The organism is Proteus sp. fly-1013, from assembly GCF_040140245.1.
Lineage (GTDB): Bacteria > Pseudomonadota > Gammaproteobacteria > Enterobacterales > Enterobacteriaceae > Proteus > Proteus mirabilis_B.
The window spans coordinates 227,032-252,883 of sequence record NZ_JBEEWD010000006.1; the positions used below are offsets into that span (position 1 = coordinate 227,032).

Here is a 25,852-nt window from a genome sequence, read left to right on the forward strand (position 1 = left end):
ATGAGGCGTTTTATTAAGGTGGATCTTCCTCCTGAACCAATTATTAATGATAAATGTGTTAGAAAACGCCTCAAACAAAGCCTATGTGATAGTTGCTCCAAAGTTTGCCCTGTGGGCGCTATCACTTTTGCACACTTAGATGTAAAAATAGACAATGAGCTCTGTTTTCAATGTGGTAATTGCCTATTCACTTGTCCTGTCGATGCGATAGAAAATATCGCACCCCATGAAAGAACACATCAAGATAATTACCTTGTTGTTAATCATGATGAGCCGTTAGCAAGTACAGAAGAATTATTAGTGTGGCATCGTCAATATCAAATTAGAGGCATGAAGATAGCACAGCCTTTAGTGGATAAATGGCTTCCTGTTTTAGCAAACTTAAATCTTCAATTAAAAACGTTACAAGAGCCTATTTGGCAATTGATTATCACAGAGCCTACTGATATTGATAGTGGGCGTCGCTTTATGCTTTTTCGTCAAAAACTGGATGAGAAACCACTTAATAAAAATCAAGTAAGAACAGGATTAAATGCAAGAAAACAACTTTATCCTGAAGACAGTTGGTTCCAAATTCAGTTAGATAAAGACAGTTGTATTCTTTGTTCTGCCTGCGCCAAAGTGTGTGATGAAGGTGCGATTGAACTTGAAAATAATATATTCACACTTGATGAAAAGCGCTGTACGGGTTGTATGAGTTGTGAAGTGGTTTGTTTTCCTAAATCTATTCATGTTAATGAACAAGTTGCTAAAAATAACGAACCCACACACTATCATTATTATGATGCTCATTGTGAAAAATGTCGTTTAGCTTTTTTATCATGGACTCCAGAAGCAAAATTGTGCCCGATTTGCATACAACATCAGAAGCAAGGTTGGTTATAATCTCTCTCCAATGCACTTCAGTTATTTATTGCTTCATAAGCTAACACCCTGATTAAAATCAGAAACAGGGTGTTGATTTTGCTTATTTATCATTAAATTCCGATTGTGACTAAATAAAATGGGAGCAAATGATGAAAACAACTGTTTTACCTGCGGATATGCTAGAAATTGCCATCACAGAGCCGGGCGGTATAGATAAATTACAATCTCAGCTATCACCGATACCTTCAGTTCCCCCACATTATCTTTTGATCAAAGTTGCCGCTTCTGGTGTTAATCGCCCTGATATTTTTCAACGCCAAGGTAGTTATCCGCCACCAGCCGATGCTTCACCTATTCCGGGTCTTGAGGTTGCTGGAGAGGTTGTTGCATTAGGTGAGAACTGCACTAAATGGCAACTGGGAGATAGAGTTTGTGCTTTAGTTGCTGGTGGAGGTTACGCTCAATACTGTATTGCACATGAAGACATCGCATTACCATCAATGAATTTAACAGATATTGAAGCAGTTGCATTGCCTGAGAATTTTTTTACCGTCTGGGCTAATTTATTTCAGTTAGGAAAACTAAAACAAGGTGAATCTGTTCTTATTCATGGAGGAACCTCGGGGATCGGTTCAACTGCGATAATGCTTGCTCATACAATTGGTGCAACAGTTTATACAACGGTTGGCTCTGAAGAAAAAGCGACCGTAGCTCGTGATCTCGGCGCTGATTATGTCATCAACTACAAACAAGCCGATTTTGCTAAAGAAATTCCTATTTTAACGGAAGGGAAAGGCGTTGATGTTATTCTTGATATTATTGGTGGGGATTACGTAGAAAAGAATTATCAAGTTGCCGGCAAATTTGGGCGCGTTATACAAGTGGGCATGATGAAAGGAATGCCCAAAAATTTAAATATGATGCCAATGATGATTAAGCGTTTAATTCATACTGGTTCAACGATGCGATCTCGCTCAATAGAAGAGAAGGCACAAATAGCGCAAGAGCTGAAACAACAAGTGTGGCCGCTTATTGCTGAAGGGAAAATTAAGCCAATCATTAATGCGATTTTCCCATTAAAAGAAGTGGGAAAAGCACATCAATTAATGGAGTCTGGTGATTTAATTGGTAAAGTGATGCTTGAAATCTTACCTTATAACAAAAAAGAGTAAAAATAAGAGCGCTTAAAACTTATTTGATATAAGCGTGAGAAATCATTTTCCTTTCTAAAAAGCGAATATTCCGAAAAACACATGTTCAATATTTCATGTGTTTTTTTATATATTGAAGAAAAAATGAATTACATTTTAATAAATAAATTCCTATTTTAGATAAGTAATTTGATATCTATTCTTAATAATAGATATTAAGCGATAGAATTATTCATTGATTCTAATTAGGATAGGTTTAAGTATTGACCTTAGTAAAAATAATATCATATCTACAGAAATATAACTTAAATCAAAATTGATAATAAGTTAAAGAAACTAACAAATAAAGCTAAATCATTTATCCTCAAAGTGTCAGTTACTTAAATTAAATTGGAAAAATATTAACTAATATCAATAAAATAAAGAAGATTCTTACTCATCATGTAGTATATCATTTGAATAAAGGTTAATTATTAACGATCAATAAACATAATTCTCATTAAAACAGATAATAAAAATTTATATATAGGTGCGATGATGGCAAATTACAAACAAACCTGTCTGAGTGCTACAGAGCGTGTATACCATACCCGAACCGTTGATACCCTTACATGTTATCATCGAGAGATGGCAAAAATACTAATGAATAGTGAGTATTCTTTTCCTAAAGAAAATAAAGTGAAAAGAAATAATAGCGAGAGTTTAGACGCTAAAATAAAAAGTAATACTATTGAAAAAAAAGCAGTAGATAATGCTTATGAAAGTATTTTAGAGACTTTAAAACAGCAAAATATTTATAATCAATCTGATATTGAACCTTATTTTTCTCATCATCATTCACAAGTGATGCAATTGGCGAAATTCGGTTATCTTTCTGCATTAGTATACAATTCAGATAATGTTTTTAATAACCATTCCCCCTTACTAAAAGAGCAAGAAAGGAAAATTACAGATGATCTCTGTAAGTTAATTGGTTTTTCATCCGAAAATGCATTTGGTCATATCACAACAAGCCATACTCTTGCTTGCTATGAAATATTATGGGCGCTCAGAAATTTAAAAACATTACCAATGGCAATTGCTCGTCATCCAAAATCACGAGATTTGGTTGCAGATAAAAAAGCATTTGAGTTATTCAATATGTCTGTCACGGATATTTTAGCAATAAGCGAACAACTCAATGAGCGCGGAATTTTTGATGATGTTAGTCATCTAACATGCCGAGGAACGGGCATGACAAAAACAATGCATTTAGGAAAACTACTGGTTCCTGTTTCCCGTTTTGAATTTTGGAAAAAAGCAATGGATATACTTGGGTTAGGGTATGACAACCTTATTGCATTGCCTATTGATGAAACATTTAAAACTGATATTGAAAAAACACGCAGTATTGTTTTTCGTCTGATTGAACAAGGTGAGCCAATTCTTGGCGTCATAGGAATATTAGGCGCACCGTCTTATGGTTGTGTTGATAAGTTAAAGCCACTTTTTGAACTAAGAAAAGAGTGCGAGGAAAAATTCAGCAATTCATTTTATATCCATATTGATGCATCTCAATTTGGTTATATGAAAAGCTTATTTCTTGATGATAATTACGATCTTATCCCTTATCAGATTTTGTGTAAGAAATTAAAAAAAGAAGCCCCATTACTTGAATTGACACCCGAAATATATGAAAGTATCACACAACTTTCTCTCGCTGATTCAGTCTCTTTCGAACCGTTTCAAGCTGGATTTTCACCATATCCTACGGGTGTTGTATGTATTAAAGATGCGCGTATTAGTCGTTTTTTAACAAATCCTCCTAGATTATGCCCAGAGCAAGCGGATGATGTTCCTAAAATTGATGGTATTCAATCTGCACCCGCAGTAGCGTCGATGTGGAGTGTGCATCAACTCTATCCTTTTACTTCATCTGGATATGGAAAATATGCACAAATTCAATGGGAAACGCGCGTCAAACTTGAGCAATTTTTTAATCAAGCAACGGCTTTCGAAAAAGAAGGTAAGCACTATTACATTCGTGTTTTATCTGCATCTGACTTTAATAAACTAAATTTTGCGATTGTAAGAAAAGGAAATAAGAGCCTAGAAACGCAAAATGACCTTAATAAAACAATCCATGAAAACTTGGTTGTAAAAAGTCATCATAAACAAGATTTAAGTCTGTTAACGCTTTGTGCTCGTAATAGCGATGATGCACCAGCACAGTTTTGTTCTGAGTGCGATTTTGATAACAATGAGTGGGAAACTATCAAACACTTAAATTTGTTGCAGTTGACTATAAAAAGTACTGAAACCTGTGACGAACAACAGATTGAAGCTGGATATCAATATATTAAGGAAGTGGTTTTATCAGCATTAGATAATAAGTAGTGATATCTCGTTTTTGTTATATTTCCTACAATTAAAATAAATTTTGTTAAAAAGCGAAGTAGTGGGTTATTACTCATTATCTTCGCTTTTTTTTTAATAGCATTAGGTGACGGTGTCACTTAACTTGTTTTAAAGATACTTTGTTTTTTCTTCTTCGCGACTACTTTTCTTCTTTTATTTTCATTGATAGCACATAAAAGCAAGCTAGAGAATGAGAATCATTCATAATTAAGCCTATGTTTTAAAAAATTAATCATAGATAAATCATATTGTTAATAAGAAAATCAATTTAGATGTGCATTTAGATATATCTAAAGCTTGATCGTTTAGATATATCGGATTATTATGCATGACATAAATTCGATATATCTAAAACAATGAGGGAATATTTATGATGATTCGAGCATTAAACTCACTTTATCAACAGCGTGCTGAAAATGGCGAACATGGTAGTCATGGACATGGTCACGGAAAAGGGCGTTGTGGCGGTAAAGGTAAACATAGCCAACACCAAGAACATCATGGTGAGCATTGTTGTCACGGTGAACATGGTCATGGACACGAAGGACACGGTGAATGCTGTCACGGTGAACACGGTCATGGACACGAAGGACGTGGCGAATGTCGTCACGGTGAACACGGTCATGGACACGAAAGACGTGGCGAATGTCGTCACGGTGAACACGGTCATGGACATAAAGGGCGTGGTGAGTGTTGTCATGGTGAGCATGGTTCTGAAGGTCAAGGTAAACAACGTGGTCGTGGATGTGGTGGCAGAGGAAAAGGCCAAGGCCGCCAATTAAAACGTATGTTTGATCATGGTGATTTACGAGTTCTGTTACTTAGCATGATCTCGAAAAAACCAAGTCATGGTTATGAAATTATTAAAGAAATAGATGAGGCTTCTTCAGGACTGTATGTACCTAGCCCTGGTGTTATTTATCCAACGCTAACACTACTTGAAGAGCAAGATTTATTAGTTGCTACGATTGCTGAAAAAGGCCGTAAAAACTACAGCATTACACCTGAAGGTACTGCATTTTTAGCAGAACATCAGGAAATAGATGCCAATATTCAAAGAAAACTGGCTTATGCGAGAGATTTATCTCAAAACGCAGGTGGTGTTTCTGAGGAAATTGAATCTGCTGTTGGGAAATTAAAAGCCGTTTTACGCCATAAATTAGTGTTAAAAGAGCTCTCTGTGGAAAGAGCAGGACGTATTGCTTCTATTCTTAATGAAGCAGTTGAGAAAATTGAAGCTATTAATGAGGCATTGATCTCAGAGGAAAGGGAAGATGAATAAAACAGATACTCAGCTACAAAATTCAAGAAGAAATAATGAAATAGACAAAGATGATTTAGAAAATAATCCAGCAGTAAAAGAACAAATTTGCCCTAAAATGCCAGTTTCTTACTTTCGTAGAGCGTTACGTAAACCCGGCAGAATATGATAATGATGGACGGAGGTTATAATGACATGACCTCTGTCAGTTCTTCACCTTTCTCATTTTGTTTATCCTCTCTTCACCGTATTAGCTTATTCTTATAGCAAGGTTGCTAAATAATAGAAGCTAACAATACCGTTATAAAATTAGTCTCTTCAGATCTTAACTATCCTTTGCTTGGTTTAAACCTTACTTAATAAATCACTTTATTTTCTTTCTATGCCCTCATTTTTGATGGTCATTTATGTCTTTTTTCTTAGGTTATTGTACCAACCTCAAAAAAATCACAAATGATTGTGGAAATGTTCCATATTAACGATTATTTTATTTAGGTTAGTGAACCCATTAAACAATTTGAAAACTTAAACCAGAGATATGCTGAAATAACAATAAATTAAATACCAAATCAAAATAATAAGTGTTTGTAAGTACTTAAACGAGAATAAGTACCTCAGTTCAAACATAGTCTTGCTTATGATACTGGAAGTTAATCGGTAAAGATAATGGCAAGGTAATGAAGATATGGGTTTATTTATTGTTAAGAATAGAAATAACGATGCGAATAACCGATTGATATTTAAATAATATTATCGAATAAAAATAACAATACGCTCATTAGATAGAACTATAGATTAACAAAATCGATAGTTTTGTATTTGCCGTACCTGTTAAACCAACATTTGCTAACTTAGGAATATTCGAATGAAAGTAAAAGCATTATCTGTTGTGATAAGTTTAATACTCGCTACACCATTATGTGCAAACGCACAAACCGATATAAGTGCAATTGAAGCAAGGTTAAATGCCCTTGAACAACGTGCAACCGCCGCTGAAGCTAGAGCTGCCGCTGCAGAACAAAAAGCGGCTCGCCTTGAACAATTAATTAATTCCAACAGTTTATCCCAAGAAAAGAAAGCAATGAATCATGTTACAACCGTCAACATGGAGCAACGCATTGCTATATTAGAAAAGCAATCTGATGAGGCTCAAGCAAAAGTAAACATTGCACAAACTCAACTTAATGAAATCCAACAAAAACAATCTGCTCAGCTTGCTAGTACGAAAAATAATGAAAGTACAGGCTTTTTCTCTACCAATACAAATTGGGGTGATCTCAAATTGTATGGTGATGTTGAATATAATATCGATGCTGCTAGTAAGAAAGGGCAACTAACATCGATGAGAATGATGCCCGGTAATCAAAAAGATTTTGATGATAATGAAAAATGGTCACTTAACGGGCGTATTTTAATTGGTGTGGATGGTGAGCGAGAATTAAAAAACGGTAATTATGCTGGTTTTCGTGCTCAGCCAATGGCTGACATGACGGGTAAAATGAATTTAGATGATGCTGTTTTCTACTTTGGTCAACGTGATAAATGGCAATATAAAATTGGTCGTTATGAAGCTTACGATATGTTTCCTCTAAACCAAGATACATTTGTCGAGTATTCAGGTAATACAGCAAACGATTTATATGGTGATGGTTTTGGCTATATCTATATGATGAAAGAAGGGCGAGGTCGTAGTAGTGATGGTGGTAGCATGATGGTTAACACACACTATAACGACTGGTATTTTGAGCTAAATGCTTTAGTTGAAGATGGGACTTCTGTTTTTAAAGACAATGAATATCATGGGCGTAAACTTGATAACCGCAAGAATGTTATTTATATGCGTCCTGTTGTTGCATGGCAGAAAGACAATTTAACTATTGCAGGAGCAATAGATGCGAACGTGATAAGTAAAGCCTATGGCTATGATGATGAAAATGGAAAATTTCAAGATCAATCACGACGTACAGGTTATGGCTTAACTGTAAAATGGGACACTTTAGCTGATGATCCAATTAACGGCATTGTTGCAAATTTAAGTGCTGCTTATCTCGACGCTAAAGATGAAAATGATTTTTCTGTTGGTAGTAATGTTTTATGGCGTAAATTTCAACTTGGTTATATTTATGCTCATAATGATATTAAAGCTTACTATCAAAAAAGCGGAAACAATAGTGGTCAAAATGATACCTATCTGACGCTCAATCCTGGTAAGTATAATATCAACACTGTATTTGCTTCTTATGAACTACCTAATATTTTAGATATGGATAACTTTAAAACCTATTTAGGTGCTTATTATTCACGTATAGATGGTAAAGACGATATTAATGTACATAACAGTGATAAAGATCGTTACGGTGCCCGTATCCGCTTTAAATATCTATTTTAACCTTATTTTTGGTACTTATTGTTAGATATTGAGTTTATATATAAAGACTTCAAGATACCGAGTATTGTTGGTTAATTGAGGTCTTTATATTTTTATATTATTTGCATAGTTGTTGGAACATAAAACATTAGATACCAGATAAAAGAAAAGCCTTAGTTAATTTTTCAGCTGACCACTCTTTAATATCCGATACTTGCCCATCACCAATTTCAACTAAACGTAATTCTCCCTCTGTATTTTTGACTACATCAATGGAATAAAACGGTGTGTTTAGCTGTTGCGCTACTTTCTTCACAAACTCAGGAATATCATCATCCGCAGAGAATATTTTCTTATTTAAAACAAAATATCTACGCTCACTATCATTAAGAAATTTCTCAACATAGCGAAGGCTCACACCACCTTCAATATCACCTCTAAACTGTGCAATAAGTTTTAGGATTTCTTTAATTTCATCAGCATTTTGAGCAATAGAACCTCTCGTAGTTGTTAAAGATTTTACATAGTCTTTCACAAAGTAGGCTGGCCATTGAAGTTGGCTGGTTAAGCTTTCAAAGTCAGTATTCACAGTGGTGAACACTGTTTTTGGTGTGAACTCTTTACACGCTTCATACCAACCTGTTATGTGGTGGTTCTGAATATAATCTTCAGGGGTTTCAAGCATCTGCCCACCATGAGTATTAACAGCATGGTATAGCTGTTGATATTCGTCTTTATTTAGCATCCATCCACGCCAAATAACGGGAGAATCTGATTTAAAAGGATGTGAAAATTTATATTTACCCAATGCCATATCTTCTGACGAGAGTAACAAACAATGAATATTTAGCGCTTGAGCGCAAAGATATTCCTGTTCAAATGCTTCATCAGGTTTGCCTGTTTTTGAATAATCATCAGGGTAAATTATTTGCATAAGTAATTTCTTTTAATTAAATAGATCTAATGAGAGACATCCTAACGCTTTATTTAACAACTTGAACCTTTTTTCTCTTAATTACATGTTCTCTTTTATAAGTTGTGAGATCTCTCGATTTTTTGATCTTTTCTCGATTAGGTAACTGATTTTACTCGTGCCATTGTTTTATTTCCTGCCATAATCGGTCTAACGTTTACAGACCTTAAATAGCGTATTAAGTACGGATGATAGTTATCAGGAAATAATTCAATGTCTTTCTATATACAAAACAGTAGTTCAAATAACGATAAAACCGACAAGAAAAATAGAACAAAAATACTATTAATAGGCTTAGCCTTAATTCCTACATTTGTATTTGCTAATGATCTTTCTCAATTGCCACAAAAAGAGCGCGTAGCTTACTTCACTCAGGCTCAGCAAGCAGGGATCACAGGTATTGCAATTAAAACCAAGCCAGTTCTAGCAAGACCAGCTAAAGAAGGTGAGATCATCACAACTATAATTAAAGGTGAAGGAGTTGAAACAGTTTCAGAACCAGCAAAAAAAGGTGATTGGGTAGTACAAAATATTTGCCCAGAAACAGGTAATGAGGAGATCTTGGTAAGAAAAGCCAAATTTGCCCAGCGTTACAATACCGCAGAAAAAAGTGAAATTAATTTAGCGTCTTATCCTAGTGATTATCAGCCTTTTACCCCCAAAGGCGTTGAGATGAATTACTTTATCGTACCTGACTCTACACCTCCATTTGCAATGAAGGCACCATGGGGAGAATTGCAACGTTTTCAGTCGGGCGATGCGGTTGTGCAATCCACAACGGACAACCAAGATGTTTATCGTATTCAAAAGGCAGCATTTGAGTGTACTTACACTATTCTAAAGCCTGCAAAATTAGCACAGTAATATTGAGTTTATCTATAATGGTTGGATATTAATTTTATAATTCATTAGGTTATAATTTTTACGTTACTGAGGCTAAAGCCATTAAACAGAGAGTAGGTTAATAGAATGTAGGTACAATTTACTTGTTGTGCATTTGCTTTAATAGCTACATTTCGTTAACCTATCTCTATCAATTTCTTCAACTCATTAGGTAAAACCTATTGAACTGATAGCAGGAATGTATTAGCTATTCTCAAGTGGAATAGGTACATTAGACCCATACCAAACAGGAGGAAATACAATGTCTTTAATTAATACCCCAATCAAACCATTCAAAAACATGGCATTTAAAGACGGTCAATTCGTAGAAGTGACTGAAAAGGACGTCGAAGGCAAATGGAGCGTTTTCTTCTTTTACCCTGCAGACTTCACTTTCGTGTGCCCAACTGAATTAGGTGACTTAGCTGATCATTATGCTGAGTTCCAAAAAATGGGCGTAGAAATTTACTCAGTTTCTACTGACACGCATTTTACCCATAAAGCATGGCACAGCAGCTCAGAAACTATCGGTAAAATTAAATATGGCATGATTGGCGACCCAACTGGCGCATTAACTCGTAATTTCGAAAATATGCGTGAGAACGAAGGTCTTGCTGACCGTGGTACTTTCGTTGTTGACCCACAAGGTATCATTCAAGCAATTGAAATCACAGCTGAAGGCATTGGCCGTGATGCATCAGACCTGCTGCGTAAAGTTAAAGCGGCTCAGTATGTAGCTAGCCACCCAGGCGAAGTTTGCCCAGCAAAATGGAAAGAAGGTGATGCAACTTTAGCTCCATCACTGGATTTAGTTGGCAAAATCTAAATAAGAATTAAGCCACTAAAAAGTTATTTATCGGGTGTTTCGGCACCCGATTTTATTGAGGGTGCAAAAATGTTAGATAATAATTTAAAAGCTCAATTGAAAGCTTATTTAGAACGATTAACCCAGCCAGTTGAGTTAGTAGCAACATTAGACGACAGCAAACATTCTGCTGATATCCAAGCGCTATTAAAAGAAATCGAACCATTATCCGATAAAGTTACTTATCGTGAAGATAATAACGCTAATGTACGTAAACCATCTTTTCTTATTACCAACCCAGGGAAAGAAACAGGTGTTCGCTTTGCGGGCTCACCATTAGGTCATGAGTTTACTTCTTTGGTTTTAGCATTACTGCAAACTGGTGGTCATCCATCAAAAGAAGCACAAGAATTACTTGAACAAATTCGTCAGTTAGACGGTGAGTTTCATTTCGAAACCTATTATTCGCTCTCTTGTCATAACTGCCCTGATGTTGTTCAGGCATTAAACTTAATGGCGATTTTAAATCCGAAGATCACACATACTGCGATTGACGGAGGCATGTTCCAAAATGAAATTCAGGAACGTAATATCATGGGCGTTCCTGCTGTATTCTTAAATGGTAACGAGTTTGGTCAAGGTCGAATGACCTTAGCTGAAATCGTTAACAAAGTAGACAGCAATGCAGAAAAACGTACTGCAGAATTGTTAAACCAAAAAGATGCGTTTGATGTATTAATTGTGGGTAGTGGTCCTGCGGGTGCATCAGCCGCTGTTTATTCAGCTCGTAAAGGTTTAAATACAGGTCTTATTGGTGAACGTTTTGGTGGCCAAGTTCTGGATACTGTTGATATTGAAAACTACATCTCAGTACCGAAAACCGAAGGTGCAAAACTTGCTGGTGCATTAAAAGCCCATGTTGATGATTACCAAGTGGATGTGATTGATAGCCAAACTGTTAGTCGTTTAATTCCTGGGGCATCAGAAGGGGAATTACACCAAATTGAAACAGCATCAGGCGCAATTTTAAAAACCCGCAGCTTAATTATTGCAACAGGTGCTCGCTGGAGAAATATGAATGTTCCCGGTGAAAATGAATATCGTACTCGTGGTGTAACTTATTGCCCACACTGTGACGGCCCTCTGTTTAAAGGCAAAAGAGTTGCTGTTATTGGTGGTGGTAACTCAGGTGTTGAAGCTGCGATTGACTTAGCTGGCTTAGTTGAACACGTAACAGTATTAGAATTTGCTCCAGAAATGAGAGCGGATGCGGTATTACAGAAAAAATTACGTAGCCTAGGTAATGTAGAAGTTATCTTAAATGCACAAACCACAGAAGTGTATGGTGATGGCACTAAGTTAACTGGTCTAAAATATAAAGATCGTACTAATGATTCTATGCACGATATTACATTAGCAGGTATTTTCGTTCAAATCGGTTTATTACCAAATACACAGTGGCTGGAAGGTACTGTTGAGCGTAATAAGATGGGCGAAATTGTTGTTGATGCTCGTGGCGAAACCAATATCAAAGGTGTATTTGCAGCCGGTGACTGTACAACAGTTCCTTATAAGCAAATTATTATCGCCGCCGGTGAAGGTGCAAAAGCCTCATTAAGCGCATTTGATTACTTAATTCGCACAACTGCAAAATAAGTAAATCAAAGATAATCAATAAGTTATAGAGAAAGGCATCTTTTTAAAGATGCCTTTTTTTGTACATAAATTATTAGCTAATATTAAATTTATATTTATTTTAGAATTAATAATATAAATATTTTTATACTAATCTTTTATTTAATTTAAATTATCTTAATTTAAGTGGTGGTAGATATATTATTTTCTTTTTGCATATGGTAAGTTTTTTTGAAATACATTGTGAGAAAATATTAAATGAGTGATAAGTTATCTATTGCTTGGTGGAATACTAGTATATCTCCATCCTCATGTTTAAATAGGATGGATAATAAACAATATAATTTTGCATTAAGTATAATTGGTAAAACAATATATGATTATAATATAGACATATTCTGTTTAGGTGAAGTTTCGGGAAAAAATATTTTAGACTTATCTGAAATGTTAAAGAATGATTTATATGAAATATATGATGGGTGTTTCAAAAGTGATAAATGTAAAATAAAACATGATATGTGTATTATTTATAATAGTGAAAAATTAATGTTGTTAACATCAACTGATATTGCAAGGCAAACACATCTTGGTGCAATAAGAGCTGGTATAGAATTAAAGTTTTATCATTTAAAAACGGAACAAATGTTTATTATTTATGCTTTACATTGGCCAAGCCGTTTAGGAAATGGTTTTCAAGAAGGCTCATCAAAAAGATATGAATTAGGTTCTACAGTAAGACAAGCAATAAATAATTGTAACTTATCTAATGATGAATCATATCATATTGTTATTGGTGATTTTAATGATGAACCATTTGATCTCTCTCTGGTTGAAGGACTTGGTTCAACTAGAGATAGGTCATTAGTCACAAGGAAAGGTGAATTATTATACAATCCATTTTGGCGACATATAGGGCATGCAACACCACTCGTGGATAATGATGATACAGGAACATGGGGGACATGTTATTATCATTCAGATCCCATAACTAAATGGAAAACCTTTGACCAAATTCTTTTTTCTTCTTCTTTTCTTAAAAAAAATAAATGGAGTCTTAAAGAAGAATCAGTCAAAATTATCCATGATTATGAGTTGGAAGAACATATTTATGATAGAAATTATTATTTTGATCATTTGCCTGTAATGGCTTCAATGGAGTACAGTTTATGAAATTTGTAAAAATATTAGAAGAATCTGTTTCTGCCGCCAAAAAAGCGAATGATCATAAGTCAGAGATAAGCCAAGTTATTATTGAGCTAACTAATTCAATAGAAGAATTTACTAATAAGAAAGTAACATTAATAATTGATGAGTTGATTAAAAGCGGTTTACAAAAAACAATCTTCTTTCTTTCCGACATAAAGCCGGATAAAGAAATGGCTTTGGTATTAATGGAATTAGACAATAGTGACAATAAAATAGTTATTTCTAAATGGAAAGAGAGCGATGAAGGTTATCCAGTTATAATTTCTTATGATAATAAAGATATTTATTGTATGAATAAGGAAGAGTTGGAACAGGCATTATCAGATCTCATTGGTAGCATCAAAGTAGGGACTATACTATTTAATAGTATTAACAAATAATTTTATTAAAACACTACGAATTGTAGTGTTTTAGCACTCCCACAAAAATTACATTTCAGTAAAATCTCCACTCATAAACCCCAAACAACCTATGCTATTATCACGCCAAATTAATAATCTATAGGGAAGTTGATATGAATATAAATAAAGAGTGCCTTAGACAAGTAGTTCCTGCGCTACTTCTCTCCTTGTTATGCGCTAGCTCATTTTCTGCTCATGCAGATATTGAAGTTCGTGATGAAACTTTATATGAAGCGCATCAACGTTTTAAAACCGAAATTATAATCGATAGTTTTGATAATATTGACCCGCCTTGGGAAGCGCCACCAGAAATATTCAATGTGATTAAATATCCGGCAAAGCCGGGAGATATGTATGCCTATTTAACTCCGCCTCCAGCAAATAAAAAAGCTAAGTTACCTGCTGTGATCTGGTTAAATGGAGGCTACGGCGGAATTGGTGGCGATGATTATTTTTGGCAAAAGAAACCGATTGATAATGACCAAACAGGGGCAACTTTCCGTGACCCTAATATGGTACTGATGATCCCATCTTTTCGTGGTGAAAATACTAATCCAGGTCGCTATGAAATGTTTTATGGTGAATTAGAAGACTTAGAATCAGCGAGAGAATATTTAGCATCATTGCCTTATATTGACTCTAAACGTATCTATGTCGTCGGGCATAGTACGGGGGGAACTCGAGCATTATTAGCAAGTGAATATAGTGATAAATTTAGAGCTGTTTTCTCCTTGGGTGGAATACCTGATCTTAAATTAAGAGCTGAAGGAGATATGATAGTTGAATTGCCTTTTGATAGAAATAAAGAAGAAGAATTCAACGTTCGCTCTGTATATCGTTACATTAAATCGATAAAAACACCGACTTTTTATTTTGAGGGACGTGGTTATTTTTGGGACGAATTTAATGAATTGCGTGGTGTTGCAATGGTGCATGATATCCCATTAAAAATATACAACATCAAAAATGGCGATCATTTCAATATCATTGTACCTGTCAGTAAATTAATAAAAGATAAAATCTTGTTAGACACTGATACAACTAAAGAAAGTAATATTAGATTCACTAATGAAGAAATAAAATGGATCAATAAACAAGTTAGATGATTATTGGTTTTCAAGTGAGTTGCTTTAATAATAATCCGCTCTTTTATTAATAGATAAAAGAGCGGTGTTTTTTTATTTAAAAATCAATATAGTTAGCCCGAAAATCCATCACATAACTCTTGAAGTTTATTGATCATTCTAGCCATATGAAAACCATCACATGTAGCATGATGCACTTGAATGGATATCGGTAATAAAAATTTGTCACTTTGTTGAGTATATTTTCCCATAGTAAAAATAGGAGGAAAATAATCTTTTACATTAGCTACATTTAAATTAAATCCGTCAAAACTTATCCATGGGAGCATCGAAATACAAAAATGATTTTCGGGAAAATTACTTTTTGCGGATAGACTTAGATTATCTTTATATTTTTGATAATCTTGATTATATCCTTCTAGAAAAGAACGCCAATCATCAACGTACTCGCTCCATAACTCTGAAAAAGTCTCAGTCTCTGGATGAAAAATCGTGTATGCAGGGTTGATATAATCCCAAATAACTAATTCATCATCTTTGATTGCCATTCTAGACTCAGAGTAGCTATTAACTGTTTTCGCAATTAAATAGATCATCGCAGGATAAAGCTTAAGATTATTTTTAGCTAATACTGTCTTCAAGACAGTAATATCTATTTTAGTTGTTAAGCTAAAACCACACTGTAGGTTATGTCGATAATGTAAGAAATGTTCTTTTCTATTCCATTGTTCTAAGTTGATTTTTTCATAATTCATTTTTAAAGCCCTTCTTGTTAAGTAATAAAATTGTTTTTAACGAAGAAGGGCAAAACGGGTTGTCTGAATAGGTAGCATAGTAGCTCCTTATATATTTAATATTTTAGTTAGATCAAAAAACACAAAATAATAAGAGAAAATTGTTACACTAAATATCAAAATTTGAAGGTATTTTCGTGCTTTTATCAGATTATCACATCATTATTTTGGAGATAAATATTAAGTGTATTATGATAAAAAAGATAGAGATATATTTTAAAAATGAAGGGATTTATTATGCAAGCTAAACTTGCTTATCAATGGAAACAACAAAGACGTGGAAGACTCTCTTTTTTAGGTCTAGAAATTGCTTGGACAATTTTCTTTTCTATTGCAGAGAACTTAGCAGATCGATGGTTTATATCACTTTATCCCGAAAAAATAGAGTTGGTTACTGAAAATTACTTTTACTACCAATTCTCTTTTACATCATATGGTCTAATAGAATTAGCATTTTTAATAGTACAAGTTTACATATTTACACTTATATTATCTCAACGAATAAGAGATATAGGTATAGGTTATCCTGTTGTTATTTCAGTTATTTTAACAGTTAGCCCTATCTTATTAACACCATATTTACTATTTAATGCACCATCTATGTTAGCAGTATTATATACTATTTTATTAATAACTGGGCTTGTCGCTTTACTTGCACCACCTGCTCGTAAAATTGATATTAACAAAACCTCAAAAGAGAAAGAAAACAACAGTAAAATGGATAGTTAAAGAATCATTAAAATAAAAAAGAAAAGCATCGTTTAGATGCTTTTCTTATCTAGGTGTAATACTTTTCAAGTCATTAGGACAAAATCTCAATTATGCCTTTTTGTCCGTCAACTTTTACTTTTTGCCCATTTTTTAAAATATTTAAGATATTGCGAACTCCCATTACTGCAGGTAGTCCCAATTCTCTAGCAGTAACCGCACCATGAGATAATGGCCCACCACTTTCTGTAATAATACCGGATGCGCGATAAAAGAGAGCGGTCCATGCAGGATTAGTTGTTCTTGCAACTAAAATGGCATTTTGTGGAAATTCGGCAAAATTCTCTGGGCCATAAACAAGATAAACTTCGCCTTCAATAATACCTGCGCTACCCGCTAGTCCCTTTAATTGATGCTCATTTGTATTTAATTCATTACAACTATCTTCACCATAGATCCATTGTGGTGTGACTGATTTTGCTTTTAGATATCCTGCTTTATTTTGGTATATATGATGACGTAACTGATTCCACTCAGTAGGATTATCTGCAAGAATTGCATCAGCTAAAGGTTGTTCATTGGCAAAATAAATGTCCATTGGGCAATCTAAAACACTACGAATAACCAATCGCTCTCCTAGTGCTTTTAATCCGCGACGCATAGGTAAGGCTAAACGAGTTGTTTGATAATGCTCTAAGTCATCAAGTGCAGTATAAACACGAGCTAATCGAATAATTTCTTGTAAGAAAAAGCGTAACTCTTCAGGGGCATCAGAGATAATTGAAAATTCTGTTTCTGACTGCAGGATCTTTTTGCCTAATGGATCATCTGTTTGTTTATCATCTGTTAAATCTGCCATTGCTTTAATTTGAGTTAATACAATATGAGGAGCATCTAACCAAGTAGGATGATATGCATCAAAATCTAGTTCTCTATGACCATGGTTAGCTAAGAATAAGGTAAATTGCTGGTGGAAATGAGGATCACATTCCTCAATTTCTCGCATAATACTTTCAGGAACAATGGATGTTATAAGTTTGAGAAGTTGAGGGCGCTGGCGAACATAACGAGAAAGCGCCCAAAGTTCTGCATTCACTTGCCCTGTTTTAGTTTCAGACATCGCAATTAAATTATCGAATGCGGTATGTGCATATTTTTCTTCTTTAAAGAAGAGTTTTAGCAATGCCATTAATGCAGAATAGAGGGAGCGCTGAGTTAAGGATATGGCAATGTTAGGCAAAAAGTAATCAGCACCTAACTTATTAATTCTTTGCACATAATCCCATAATTGAGGCAAACTTTTATCCTGCAATGGTTCATTCATCAATGCACCAATAGAGATTAAATATTTATCTAAATCACGCATCCAAGTAATAGGTAATTCCTGTACCCAACTGAATTTTTGTGCAATTTCAGGCAAAGATTTTAATAGGGTAGGCAAATCATTCATCATCGATGTAGGGAGACGATTACTATATAAGGAAACCGCATTTTGGTTGCCGTAAATATAATAATCCTGCATCCCGAACCATTTACCATTAAATGAAGGAAGCCCCATAAGATTAAGGCTAAAGTTTAATGATGAGTGAAAACCTGCTTCGCACATATCCCATGTTAATGGCGTGATAGGATTAGGGAATCTTTCTGCTGATTCTTCTCTTGTCCAAATTGGGGCAATTTGTGTCACATTACGTGATTGCAAAAGCCATAATTTTTCATCATGAAATGCCCACTCTATATCTTGTGGGAAATCAAAATATTTTTCTGCTGAGATAGCAAGTTCAGCTACTTGTTTACACTGCTCTGCTGTCAGCGAGGACATGGATTGTTGAGCAGATTTAAGAGGTAAGATTTTAGTACCATTATCAACCATAACAATGGCATTTATTTTTTGAGCAATCGTTTCTTGTTTTAATGTGAAACTCTCTCTATCAATAAGAAATTCATCGACAGGATCTTCACCAGCAACAACAGTTTCACCTAATCCAAATGCGGCATTAATTAATACAGTAGAAAGAGAGCCTTGAACTGGATCAACAGAAAAAGCCACACCCGCAGCTTCATTCTCTTGGACGTTAATCATTCTTTGTAGCACAACCGCCATTGATGCTTGAGTATGGGGTAAATTTAAATGTTGGCGATAGAGCATAACGTGCGTGTGCCATAAAGATGCATAACATTGACGAATTGCGTCTAGTAAATTAGGCAAAGTTTTAACACCTAATACCGTATCGTGTTGTCCTGCAAAGGCGGCTCCAGGCATATCTTCCAATGTACCGGAAGATCTTACGGCTAAAGCGGTATTATTTAATTGGAGTTCATTTAATCTTGAACGTAAAGAATGAATTAAATTCTCTGGCATGGAGGCTTGTAAAATTAAATGGCGAATGTTTTTACTAACGACTTCAATTTCTTGCTTTTTTTCTGATAATAATCGATTAATTTCAGGTAGCAAGGGCGTGATAAATAACTGATAAGCTTGACAAGAGAGGATCAAACCATCAGGAACAGGCAGTGACTGAATTGTTTTTGCTAAACTCGCACCTTTACCCCCACTAATAGATACTTCAGAAGCAATAGGCTCGTTAATTTTATAGATGAGTTCCATATTCGACCTTATTATTTTTACAAGTGATGTAAAGCACCAATGATGCAAGCAAAGCACCGACAATGACATCAACGCCGTAGTGATAATGTAAATAGACAGTTGCTAAAACAAGTCCTATTAAGATAGGGGTTAAGCAATACGCTGTTTTTCGATAACCTGAAAAATAGAAAAAGCCAACAATATAAAGAGTGATCCCTGTATGTAATGAAGGAAAAACATCCATGCCGGTAATTCCTTTATCAACAAGATCAGTCAGAAATAATGTCATGGCACCAGAGTAAACTGGATAGTTAAAATCAGAAGGAAAAGCAGAATAAGGGCCGGCTGCGGGGATAGAGAAGTAACCAATAAAGCCGAAAAAATACATTAGCATTAAGCCGAAAAAATAGTTTTTGGCCAGTGTTTTATTTCGGCTAAAGAAGAAGAAAAGGGCACTGCCAATAATCAAGAAGTAGAAGCTAAAATAGCAAAAAGAAAGAAATTCACTTAGCCAACCAGACTGTAATGAGATAGTCCATTCTGGCAAACTTTTTCCAAACCATAGGAGTTTATCTAATTTATATAAAATGTCATCAAAACTCCATTGGTATAAACCATAGCGAATTGATTTAAACAGAGGAAAAATAGTCCAACAAGCAATCAGTTGTAATAAACCAAACCAATAGAATCGAGAGTAAGAGGTTGCTTGTTGTGTTTTGTATCCAACAAAAACGAGTAATACCCATGAAAAGAAGCCTAAAAATATGGGGAACAACATTTCTGTCGCATTCGTTAACCAACTTCCATAAGTTCCTAATGCCCAAATAATAAACAATTGTAGAGAAAATAAATGGTTAAAAAGCATCCTGGCTTTCATGGTTAACATATTTGAGCGCCTTTCTTCCTTATTAAGATAAAACCGAATAGTGCACTGGCTAAACTTATACCAATAAATACAGGGAAAAAGAATAGGAGCATGACTAAGATGGGGAGCCAAATTGCAGTCGCTATTGCACCTCCTAATATTTTAAAAAAGCTAATGGTATTACGGGCGTCAGCAAAATGAGACGCAATAAATGACGATAAAAATATTGGAAATAAGATATACATAAATAAAAATGAAATATAACGCCAGATTAATATAGAAGATTGAGATTTTTTTTCTATATTTTGATTATCATTATTTGATTTATATAGATTGTTTTGATAGTCAATAAAGGATTCAGCATAAGAATCACCGTCCTTATTTTTATTAAAAGCATAGGCTGATGCTTTCTCAAAAATATCAATATTTGGACAATTAACGGAGATTTTATTTAGTGATGCAGAAACTTCCGTATGAATATTTTGTTCCCATTCTCTAATTGATAAATTATCTTTTTGTGAATTTATAAGAATATTTTCACCAATATAAACTTCAACTTTTGAACTGAATTTATCAGGGGCTATATAAAACAAGCCCATAGGAATAATATCAAAAACTACTCCCTCACTGATCAATGTTCTAATGATTCTTGCCGCCCCTCGTTGATAAGGCAATGGCTGGAAACCCCACTCGCTACTGCCTTCCGGGAATAAGAGTAAATTACCGCCTGCTTTTATATGTGCAATTGCAGCATCTGAAGGACTTGAAAATAGATTTGCATTTACACCCAAACGTTGTCTATCCTTTTTCCTAACTACGGGAATACCCGTAAAAAAAGCTCTCATTAAAGGACTGTTTAATAATTGAATTGAAGCTAAAGCTTGAGTGTTAGAAAATGCTTTTAATGCAATGTAACCATCAAAAGCACTGTTCCGATGACTACATAGAATTAACTTTGGATGTGTATTTTCAGTTTGATATCTATTATGGTAAATAAGTGAAATTTTGGAAAAGTAGATTTCTCTAATTGCACTTGAGATGCATTGATAATAAAAGGGTAGCGGAGAACCCGCAACAAAAGAGGAGGTTTTTTTTATTGGCGAAGGCAATATTGGATTAGGCATAAGATTTCCTTACATTATTCCTTCTGCAAAAACATACCACGCTCTTAAAAAAAGTAACACTAAAAAATTAAAATTTAAAAGGCAATATTAGAATAAATTATTTCACTGATTTGAGGCTCTTAATTCTAATGAATAAGATGGAAATGAGTATGATTCAACTTAGACTCGCTGAACCACAGGAAGCAAAAAGGCTGTGGTATTTACGAAATCAAGCATTGCGATTTGGTTGTGAAAATGTTTATCCATCAGAGATTTTAGCCGCTTGGACTCCTGATGAGATGCCTGAAGGATATCGGCAGGCTATTATTGATAATCCATTTTATGTGATTGATTATCAAGAATACAATATTCCTGTTGCTTCAGGCTTTTTAGATGTTAAAACCGGTTTTGCTGAAGCCATTTTTACATTGCCTGAATACATGGGAAAAGGATTTGCAGGACTCATTTTAAAGCAACTGAAACATGAAGCAATTAAGAGAGAGCAATCCAAGTTGTTTTTAGATGCAACGCCTAATGCAGTATTATTTTATTTAAAACAGGGTTTTAGAGCATTAGAAGAGCGTGATTATTATTCTGATTTAGCGAAAGCAAATTTACATTGTTACCGCATGTACATTGATTTAGATTAGTTGATTGTATTTTAATCATCTTTAAAAGATGGTTTTTATAATGGGCTAATAATAAAAAAAGCTATTCTTAAAATGCGGTGTAAATTTATTTTCATCATTTTTTGAATTAGCTTTTATATTAATAACATAAAATAGCAATCCTCATGATGTTGCGATATTGTAAAGTATCACAATATATCTAGGATAAATATTATGCAAAATGTGTTATTAACGTTATGGCCGTTATTTGCGTTAATTGCGCTAGGTGCAGTTTTAAGAAGAAATAAAACGTTTGAACCAGCTTTTTGGGTGGGGGCTGAAAAACTTAACTATTTTTTACTTTTTCCTGCCTTATTGATAAATAGCTTGGCAAATGCACCTTTATCTGATCCTCAATTACCCCACCTTGCTGGGGCTATTTTTTCTGTTGTCATAATTGTCACTATGTTGTGCGTTATTTTGAAAAAAATAACAGGATGGTCTGCTGGTCGCTTTGGTGCGATTGTTCAAGGCAATATTCGATTTAACACTTATTTAGGCTTAGCGATTGTTGCTGATTTATTTGGAGTTGAAGGCTTGGGAATAGCCGCCTTGATATTAGCAACATTGGTTCCTCTATCAAATGTAACTTCTGTACTTTGTTTAACAGCAGGGCAAAATGTGACTTTTCGTCAACTAATATTACCTATCATAAAAAACCCTTTAATTATCTCTTGTGTTATTGGCATCATTATAAATCTGTCAGGGATTGGGCTTCCTTTCGGTAGCGATCAACTCCTGAAGCTGTTAGCAGCAACGAGTTTACCTTTGGGACTTATTTGTATTGGTGCCGCATTGCATCTATCAACTCTAAAAGCAGAAAGCAAAATGATTGGTATTAACACAGTTACTCGTTTGCTTATTGTGCCGATAATCGCATATAGCGTTGCTTATTTTCTAGGTCTATCTTCATTAGTTATGATGCTTTTAGTTATTTTCTTTTCTATTCCAACAGCGCCAACTTCTTATATTTTAACTCGTCAATTAGGCGGTGACTCTGAACTTATGGCAGGAATTATTACTTCTCAGACAATGTTTGCTGCAATTACACTTCCGATTATTTTAAGCCTATTAGCAATTTAAAAGCATCTGGTTAAAAACGTCATAACTATTGAAAGTTAATGGCGTTTTTTTATATAAATATTATCCTTTATATTTTATCTTTATTTATCATTTATTATATTTAGAGTGCAAATTATGGATTCAATTAAATTCTTAAATACAAATATCGATCGAGAAAAGATAGAAAAACTAGGTGATACTCAAAAACCTTTCAGTGTAATAAGCCTTTGGGAGAGACTAAAAAGCTTCTTTGGTTTAAGTAATGAAGCAAAGGTGCTTCCTTTAATTAATACTATCTATTTTGATCAAAATGCATCAGTTTTAGAAAAAAACAGTGCTTTTTTTAAGTTAAAAAAGATTGCCGGTGCGGAATATAAAAATAATTTAGATTACGTTTTAATAAATGATAAAATCAGCTATACTATTAGATTTAATGAAATTCGCTTTGTATCTGTAAATGATATAAATCCATTCTTTGAAACTATAAGGAATGAATTATCTATTGATTTTAGTCAATTATCTTCAAGTGATATAAAAGCATTTATTAATAATTACTCTAAACTATCTGCAATAGAAGATAATCAAAATTATGAAGAAAAAATTATTGCTTTTAGAGCAGTATTAAAGGAATCGCTAGATAACAGAAATCTTAATGGTCAATATGAACCATTTGAAATAAGTGATTTTGATAAAATTGAATCTTTCAAGGATAAAAAGAAATATATTGAAAATCATACTCATAACTATACTTTTTCTGTATCACCGGATAAATTAATAGATGAAATATATCAAGGTATGAAGAATGATAGTTATGAAGCATTAAGAGAACAGGTAGAAAAAGATATACCAAGATATAGCTTGAAATTTAATAATAAAGATATATCTAACATTTCTTCTCTAGATGAGAAATTAAAAAATTTAAATAAAAAAGATACCATGGTTTTTCTTGAGATGCTTAGCCAAGGCATTTTCCCATTAATAAAAAATTCTTTTGAAAAACAAAATGCTATTACATCCTATTATTCACCTTTTACAGGAAAAACTACCGTTAATATAGAAGGAAATGAAGGTAACTACTCGATAAGTATTAATAATAAAAAAGAGGTTGTTGAATCAGATGTTTATAAAGTAAGTAAATTATCTAATAATATTCTAACAAATTTTGATCATGACTCAATGAATCTCTATGCTAAATATTTTCTAGATAATAATATATCAATTGATAAATTACCTAATAAATTAGCTCAATACCAGCATTATGTAGAGAAAAGAAAAATCGATTCTATTGGTGATAAATTTAACTATAAACAAGATAGATTTCTCTTATTAGAAGAAAATATAAATGTCAAACTTGAATTTAACTCTCACTCATTAAAAAAATTAACAATTGTTCCAGAAGAAAGCAAAATAGAGTGTCGTTTATTTAATTCTTGATCTTGGGCTAGTCAGAGCTTCTTGCTATTATGGTTATAAATCAATGATAAGTAAGAGGCTCTTTTTATGTCACAACCTCATAATCTAGAAATTCAAAGAGTTATTAATGAGTTAAAACAACAATATCAAAATGCCGTTGATGCGTTACGTAATGCAATTATTGATTACGCACAAGATGGAAAATTACCTGATGTAAAACAAAGAGCTGAAGGGTTATTTGCTTATCCTCAATTAACAGTATATTGGTCTGGTGAAACAAAAACAGAAGATAAAACGAGAGCTTACGGGCGTTTATCTCGCTCAGGAACGTATTCTACCACTATCACTAATCCCGCTTTATTTGAAAACTATTTATCAGAACAATTGCAACTTATTGCGGATGCCTACTATACAACTTTTGAAGTCAGCGCCTCAAAGCAAGAAATTCCTTATCCTTTTGTCATTGATGGAACAGGCGTTGGTTTTGATAGAAAAATGAGTGCTTCTTTAGCTAAATATTTTCCGACAACTGATTTATCGAAAATTGGTGACGAAATTACCGATGGGCTAATTTGCGATAGGGATGTTTTACCACTTTCTCATTTTGATGCCTTACGTACAGATTTTTCGTTGGCACGTTTAAAACATTACACAGGTACATTGCCTGAAGATGTTCAACCTTATATTTTATTCACTAACTATAATCGCTATGTTGATGAATTTGTCCGTTGGGCTTGTGAGCAAGTAGCAGATAAAAATAGTCCATATTGCGCACTTTCTTGTGCTGGCTTTCAACAAATTACGGCTGAAACTGTTGATCCTGAAAAGTTAATATCCGATTTAACTTGGAAAAAATATCAAATGCCAGCCTATCATTTAATTGCAAAAGAAGGCCCCGGAATAACATTAGTTAATATTGGTGTAGGGCCTTCAAATGCGAAAACAATTTGCGATCATTTAGCGGTTTTACGTCCTCATGTTTGGTTAATGATTGGTCATTGTGGTGGTTTACGTGAAAGCCAACAACTTGGTGATTATGTATTAGCGCATGCATATTTACGAGATGATCATATTTTAGATGATGTATTACCACCTGATATTCCAATTCCTAATATTGCAGAAGTACAGCGTGCGCTTTATGACGCAACAAAAATAATCAGTGGCAAACCGGGTCATGAAATAAAACAAAGATTAAGAACAGGAACTGTTGTGACCACAGACGATCGTAACTGGGAATTACGTTTTTCTGTTTCAGCTAGACGATTTAACTTAAGTCGCGCTGTTGCTGTTGATATGGAAAGTGCAACAATTGCAGCGCAAGGTTATCGTTTTCGAGTTCCTTACGGCACATTATTATGTGTATCTGATAAACCGTTGCATGGCGAAATTAAATTACCCGGTCAGGCTAACCATTTTTATGAAGGTGCAGTATCAGAGCATTTACAGATTGGTATTGAATCTATTGAGTTGCTTAAACAAGCAGAGAGCAGCTTACATTCTCGTAAATTGAGAACTTTTAATGAACCACCGTTCAGATAAACTTTAATAATAAACCCCCAACTTTAAACAACTCATAATTTGAAGTTAGTTTATAGTTGGGGGTTCTATTGGATGTTAAGAA

22 protein-coding genes are annotated in these 25,852 nt (G+C 34.1%); 17 read left to right on the plus strand and 5 right to left on the minus strand.

The window, feature by feature from the left end; all coding sequences use genetic code 11:
- The 6 genes from ABN236_RS13280 (at position 1) to ABN236_RS13305 (ending at position 8,065) form a co-directional block, all read left to right on the plus strand.
- A complete protein-coding gene (locus ABN236_RS13280) occupies positions 1–885 on the plus strand; it encodes a 4Fe-4S binding protein (RefSeq protein ID WP_088495501.1) in 885 nt (294 codons plus the stop codon).
- A 128-nt stretch (positions 886–1,013) separates the two neighbouring features.
- Complete coding sequence (locus ABN236_RS13285) at positions 1,014–2,039, plus strand: NAD(P)H-quinone oxidoreductase (protein ID WP_349474182.1); 1,026 nt, start codon at positions 1,014–1,016, stop codon at positions 2,037–2,039.
- A gap of 516 nt (positions 2,040–2,555) precedes the next feature.
- Entirely contained in the window at positions 2,556–4,394 is a 1,839-nt protein-coding gene (locus ABN236_RS13290) for a tyrosine decarboxylase (protein WP_349474183.1), read from the plus strand.
- Positions 4,395–4,785: 391 nt separating this feature from the next.
- Complete coding sequence (locus ABN236_RS13295) at positions 4,786–5,697, plus strand: PadR family transcriptional regulator (protein ID WP_349474184.1); 912 nt, start codon at positions 4,786–4,788, stop codon at positions 5,695–5,697.
- A complete protein-coding gene (locus tag ABN236_RS13300) occupies positions 5,690–5,845 on the plus strand; it encodes a hypothetical protein (RefSeq protein ID WP_164996164.1) in 156 nt (51 codons plus the stop codon). The genes ABN236_RS13295 and ABN236_RS13300 overlap by 8 nt, the downstream gene beginning before the upstream one ends.
- Before the next feature lie 696 nt (positions 5,846–6,541).
- The gene (locus ABN236_RS13305) at positions 6,542–8,065 is read left to right on the plus strand and encodes a carbohydrate porin (RefSeq protein WP_349474185.1); all 1,524 of its coding nucleotides are present in this window, start codon (positions 6,542–6,544) and stop codon (positions 8,063–8,065) included.
- Positions 8,066–8,192: 127 nt separating this feature from the next.
- On the opposite strand, the gene ABN236_RS13310 is transcribed toward ABN236_RS13305, so the two are convergent.
- Positions 8,193–8,978, minus strand: a complete 786-nt coding sequence (locus ABN236_RS13310; protein WP_349474186.1) for an ATP-grasp domain-containing protein — start codon at positions 8,976–8,978, stop codon at positions 8,193–8,195.
- Between the two features lie 252 nt (positions 8,979–9,230).
- On the opposite strand from ABN236_RS13310, the gene ABN236_RS13315 reads away from it, so the two are divergent.
- From ABN236_RS13315 to ABN236_RS13340, 6 genes are all read left to right on the plus strand, one after another.
- The gene (locus tag ABN236_RS13315) at positions 9,231–9,881 is read left to right on the plus strand and encodes a hypothetical protein (protein ID WP_349474187.1); all 651 of its coding nucleotides are present in this window, start codon (positions 9,231–9,233) and stop codon (positions 9,879–9,881) included.
- 280 nt (positions 9,882–10,161) lie between these two features.
- A complete protein-coding gene (ahpC, locus tag ABN236_RS13320) occupies positions 10,162–10,725 on the plus strand; it encodes an alkyl hydroperoxide reductase subunit C (RefSeq protein ID WP_006536680.1) in 564 nt (187 codons plus the stop codon).
- Between the two features lie 69 nt (positions 10,726–10,794).
- Positions 10,795–12,360 (plus strand): alkyl hydroperoxide reductase subunit F, encoded by a 1,566-nt coding sequence (gene ahpF / locus ABN236_RS13325; protein ID WP_349474188.1) that lies wholly within the window; start codon positions 10,795–10,797, stop codon positions 12,358–12,360.
- A 237-nt stretch (positions 12,361–12,597) separates the two neighbouring features.
- A complete protein-coding gene (locus ABN236_RS13330; RefSeq protein ID WP_349474189.1) occupies positions 12,598–13,509 on the plus strand; it encodes an endonuclease/exonuclease/phosphatase family protein in 912 nt (303 codons plus the stop codon).
- Positions 13,506–13,925: a hypothetical protein gene (locus tag ABN236_RS13335; protein WP_349474190.1), complete on the plus strand. Its 420-nt coding sequence runs from the start codon at positions 13,506–13,508 to the stop codon at positions 13,923–13,925. Before ABN236_RS13330 ends, ABN236_RS13335 begins: the two co-directional genes overlap by 4 nt.
- Before the next feature lie 134 nt (positions 13,926–14,059).
- Entirely contained in the window at positions 14,060–15,052 is a 993-nt protein-coding gene (locus ABN236_RS13340; RefSeq protein ID WP_349474191.1) for an alpha/beta hydrolase family protein, read from the plus strand.
- Positions 15,053–15,144: 92 nt separating this feature from the next.
- Here the strand turns inward: ABN236_RS13340 and catA are convergent, their stop codons facing one another.
- Entirely contained in the window at positions 15,145–15,786 is a 642-nt protein-coding gene (catA, locus tag ABN236_RS13345; RefSeq protein WP_349474192.1) for a type A chloramphenicol O-acetyltransferase, read from the minus strand.
- A 276-nt stretch (positions 15,787–16,062) separates the two neighbouring features.
- On the opposite strand from catA, the gene ABN236_RS13350 reads away from it, so the two are divergent.
- Positions 16,063–16,554, plus strand: coding sequence for a hypothetical protein (locus ABN236_RS13350; RefSeq protein WP_349474193.1), 492 nt, complete (start codon positions 16,063–16,065; stop codon positions 16,552–16,554).
- 73 nt (positions 16,555–16,627) lie between these two features.
- Here ABN236_RS13350 and ABN236_RS13355 read toward each other — a convergent pair whose 3' ends face one another.
- From ABN236_RS13355 to ABN236_RS13365, 3 genes are read right to left on the minus strand one after another with little or no spacing between them, the layout of a single operon-like run.
- Entirely contained in the window at positions 16,628–19,141 is a 2,514-nt protein-coding gene (locus tag ABN236_RS13355; RefSeq protein ID WP_349474194.1) for a PEP/pyruvate-binding domain-containing protein, read from the minus strand.
- A complete protein-coding gene (locus tag ABN236_RS13360) occupies positions 19,125–20,006 on the minus strand; it encodes a phosphatase PAP2 family protein (RefSeq protein WP_349474195.1) in 882 nt (293 codons plus the stop codon). The genes ABN236_RS13355 and ABN236_RS13360 overlap by 17 nt, the downstream gene beginning before the upstream one ends.
- Positions 20,000–21,109 (minus strand): 1-acyl-sn-glycerol-3-phosphate acyltransferase, encoded by a 1,110-nt coding sequence (locus ABN236_RS13365; RefSeq protein WP_349474196.1) that lies wholly within the window; start codon positions 21,107–21,109, stop codon positions 20,000–20,002. The genes ABN236_RS13360 and ABN236_RS13365 overlap by 7 nt, the downstream gene beginning before the upstream one ends.
- A gap of 143 nt (positions 21,110–21,252) precedes the next feature.
- On the opposite strand from ABN236_RS13365, the gene ABN236_RS13370 reads away from it, so the two are divergent.
- The 4 genes from ABN236_RS13370 (at position 21,253) to ABN236_RS13385 (ending at position 25,770) form a co-directional block, all read left to right on the plus strand.
- A complete protein-coding gene (locus ABN236_RS13370) occupies positions 21,253–21,738 on the plus strand; it encodes a GNAT family N-acetyltransferase (protein ID WP_349474241.1) in 486 nt (161 codons plus the stop codon).
- A 192-nt stretch (positions 21,739–21,930) separates the two neighbouring features.
- Positions 21,931–22,839: an AEC family transporter gene (locus ABN236_RS13375; RefSeq protein ID WP_349474197.1), complete on the plus strand. Its 909-nt coding sequence runs from the start codon at positions 21,931–21,933 to the stop codon at positions 22,837–22,839.
- 114 nt (positions 22,840–22,953) lie between these two features.
- A complete protein-coding gene (locus ABN236_RS13380) occupies positions 22,954–24,252 on the plus strand; it encodes a hypothetical protein (RefSeq protein WP_349474198.1) in 1,299 nt (432 codons plus the stop codon).
- Between the two features lie 66 nt (positions 24,253–24,318).
- The gene (locus tag ABN236_RS13385; RefSeq protein ID WP_349474199.1) at positions 24,319–25,770 is read left to right on the plus strand and encodes an AMP nucleosidase; all 1,452 of its coding nucleotides are present in this window, start codon (positions 24,319–24,321) and stop codon (positions 25,768–25,770) included.
- Positions 25,771–25,852 lie beyond the last annotated feature (82 nt).

What these genes read in the sequence shown, in the direction of transcription:
- ABN236_RS13280 (WP_088495501.1), top strand. Translation starts at nt 1, where the DNA reads ATGAGGCGTTTTATTAAGGTGGATCTTCCTCCTGAACCAATTATTAAT.
- ABN236_RS13285 (WP_349474182.1), top strand. Translation starts at nt 1,014, where the DNA reads ATGATGAAAACAACTGTTTTACCTGCGGATATGCTAGAAATTGCCATC.
- ABN236_RS13290 (WP_349474183.1), top strand. Translation starts at nt 2,556, where the DNA reads ATGGCAAATTACAAACAAACCTGTCTGAGTGCTACAGAGCGTGTATAC.
- ABN236_RS13295 (WP_349474184.1), top strand. Translation starts at nt 4,786, where the DNA reads ATGATGATTCGAGCATTAAACTCACTTTATCAACAGCGTGCTGAAAAT.
- ABN236_RS13300 (WP_164996164.1), top strand. Translation starts at nt 5,690, where the DNA reads ATGAATAAAACAGATACTCAGCTACAAAATTCAAGAAGAAATAATGAA.
- ABN236_RS13305 (WP_349474185.1), top strand. Translation starts at nt 6,542, where the DNA reads ATGAAAGTAAAAGCATTATCTGTTGTGATAAGTTTAATACTCGCTACA.
- ABN236_RS13310 (WP_349474186.1), bottom strand. Translation starts at nt 8,978, where the DNA reads ATGCAAATAATTTACCCTGATGATTATTCAAAAACAGGCAAACCTGAT.
- ABN236_RS13315 (WP_349474187.1), top strand. Translation starts at nt 9,231, where the DNA reads ATGTCTTTCTATATACAAAACAGTAGTTCAAATAACGATAAAACCGAC.
- ahpC (WP_006536680.1), top strand. Translation starts at nt 10,162, where the DNA reads ATGTCTTTAATTAATACCCCAATCAAACCATTCAAAAACATGGCATTT.
- ahpF (WP_349474188.1), top strand. Translation starts at nt 10,795, where the DNA reads ATGTTAGATAATAATTTAAAAGCTCAATTGAAAGCTTATTTAGAACGA.
- ABN236_RS13330 (WP_349474189.1), top strand. Translation starts at nt 12,598, where the DNA reads ATGAGTGATAAGTTATCTATTGCTTGGTGGAATACTAGTATATCTCCA.
- ABN236_RS13335 (WP_349474190.1), top strand. Translation starts at nt 13,506, where the DNA reads ATGAAATTTGTAAAAATATTAGAAGAATCTGTTTCTGCCGCCAAAAAA.
- ABN236_RS13340 (WP_349474191.1), top strand. Translation starts at nt 14,060, where the DNA reads ATGAATATAAATAAAGAGTGCCTTAGACAAGTAGTTCCTGCGCTACTT.
- catA (WP_349474192.1), bottom strand. Translation starts at nt 15,786, where the DNA reads ATGAATTATGAAAAAATCAACTTAGAACAATGGAATAGAAAAGAACAT.
- ABN236_RS13350 (WP_349474193.1), top strand. Translation starts at nt 16,063, where the DNA reads ATGCAAGCTAAACTTGCTTATCAATGGAAACAACAAAGACGTGGAAGA.
- ABN236_RS13355 (WP_349474194.1), bottom strand. Translation starts at nt 19,141, where the DNA reads ATGGAACTCATCTATAAAATTAACGAGCCTATTGCTTCTGAAGTATCT.
- ABN236_RS13360 (WP_349474195.1), bottom strand. Translation starts at nt 20,006, where the DNA reads ATGTTAACCATGAAAGCCAGGATGCTTTTTAACCATTTATTTTCTCTA.
- ABN236_RS13365 (WP_349474196.1), bottom strand. Translation starts at nt 21,109, where the DNA reads ATGCCTAATCCAATATTGCCTTCGCCAATAAAAAAAACCTCCTCTTTT.
- ABN236_RS13370 (WP_349474241.1), top strand. Translation starts at nt 21,253, where the DNA reads ATGAGTATGATTCAACTTAGACTCGCTGAACCACAGGAAGCAAAAAGG.
- ABN236_RS13375 (WP_349474197.1), top strand. Translation starts at nt 21,931, where the DNA reads ATGCAAAATGTGTTATTAACGTTATGGCCGTTATTTGCGTTAATTGCG.
- ABN236_RS13380 (WP_349474198.1), top strand. Translation starts at nt 22,954, where the DNA reads ATGGATTCAATTAAATTCTTAAATACAAATATCGATCGAGAAAAGATA.
- ABN236_RS13385 (WP_349474199.1), top strand. Translation starts at nt 24,319, where the DNA reads ATGTCACAACCTCATAATCTAGAAATTCAAAGAGTTATTAATGAGTTA.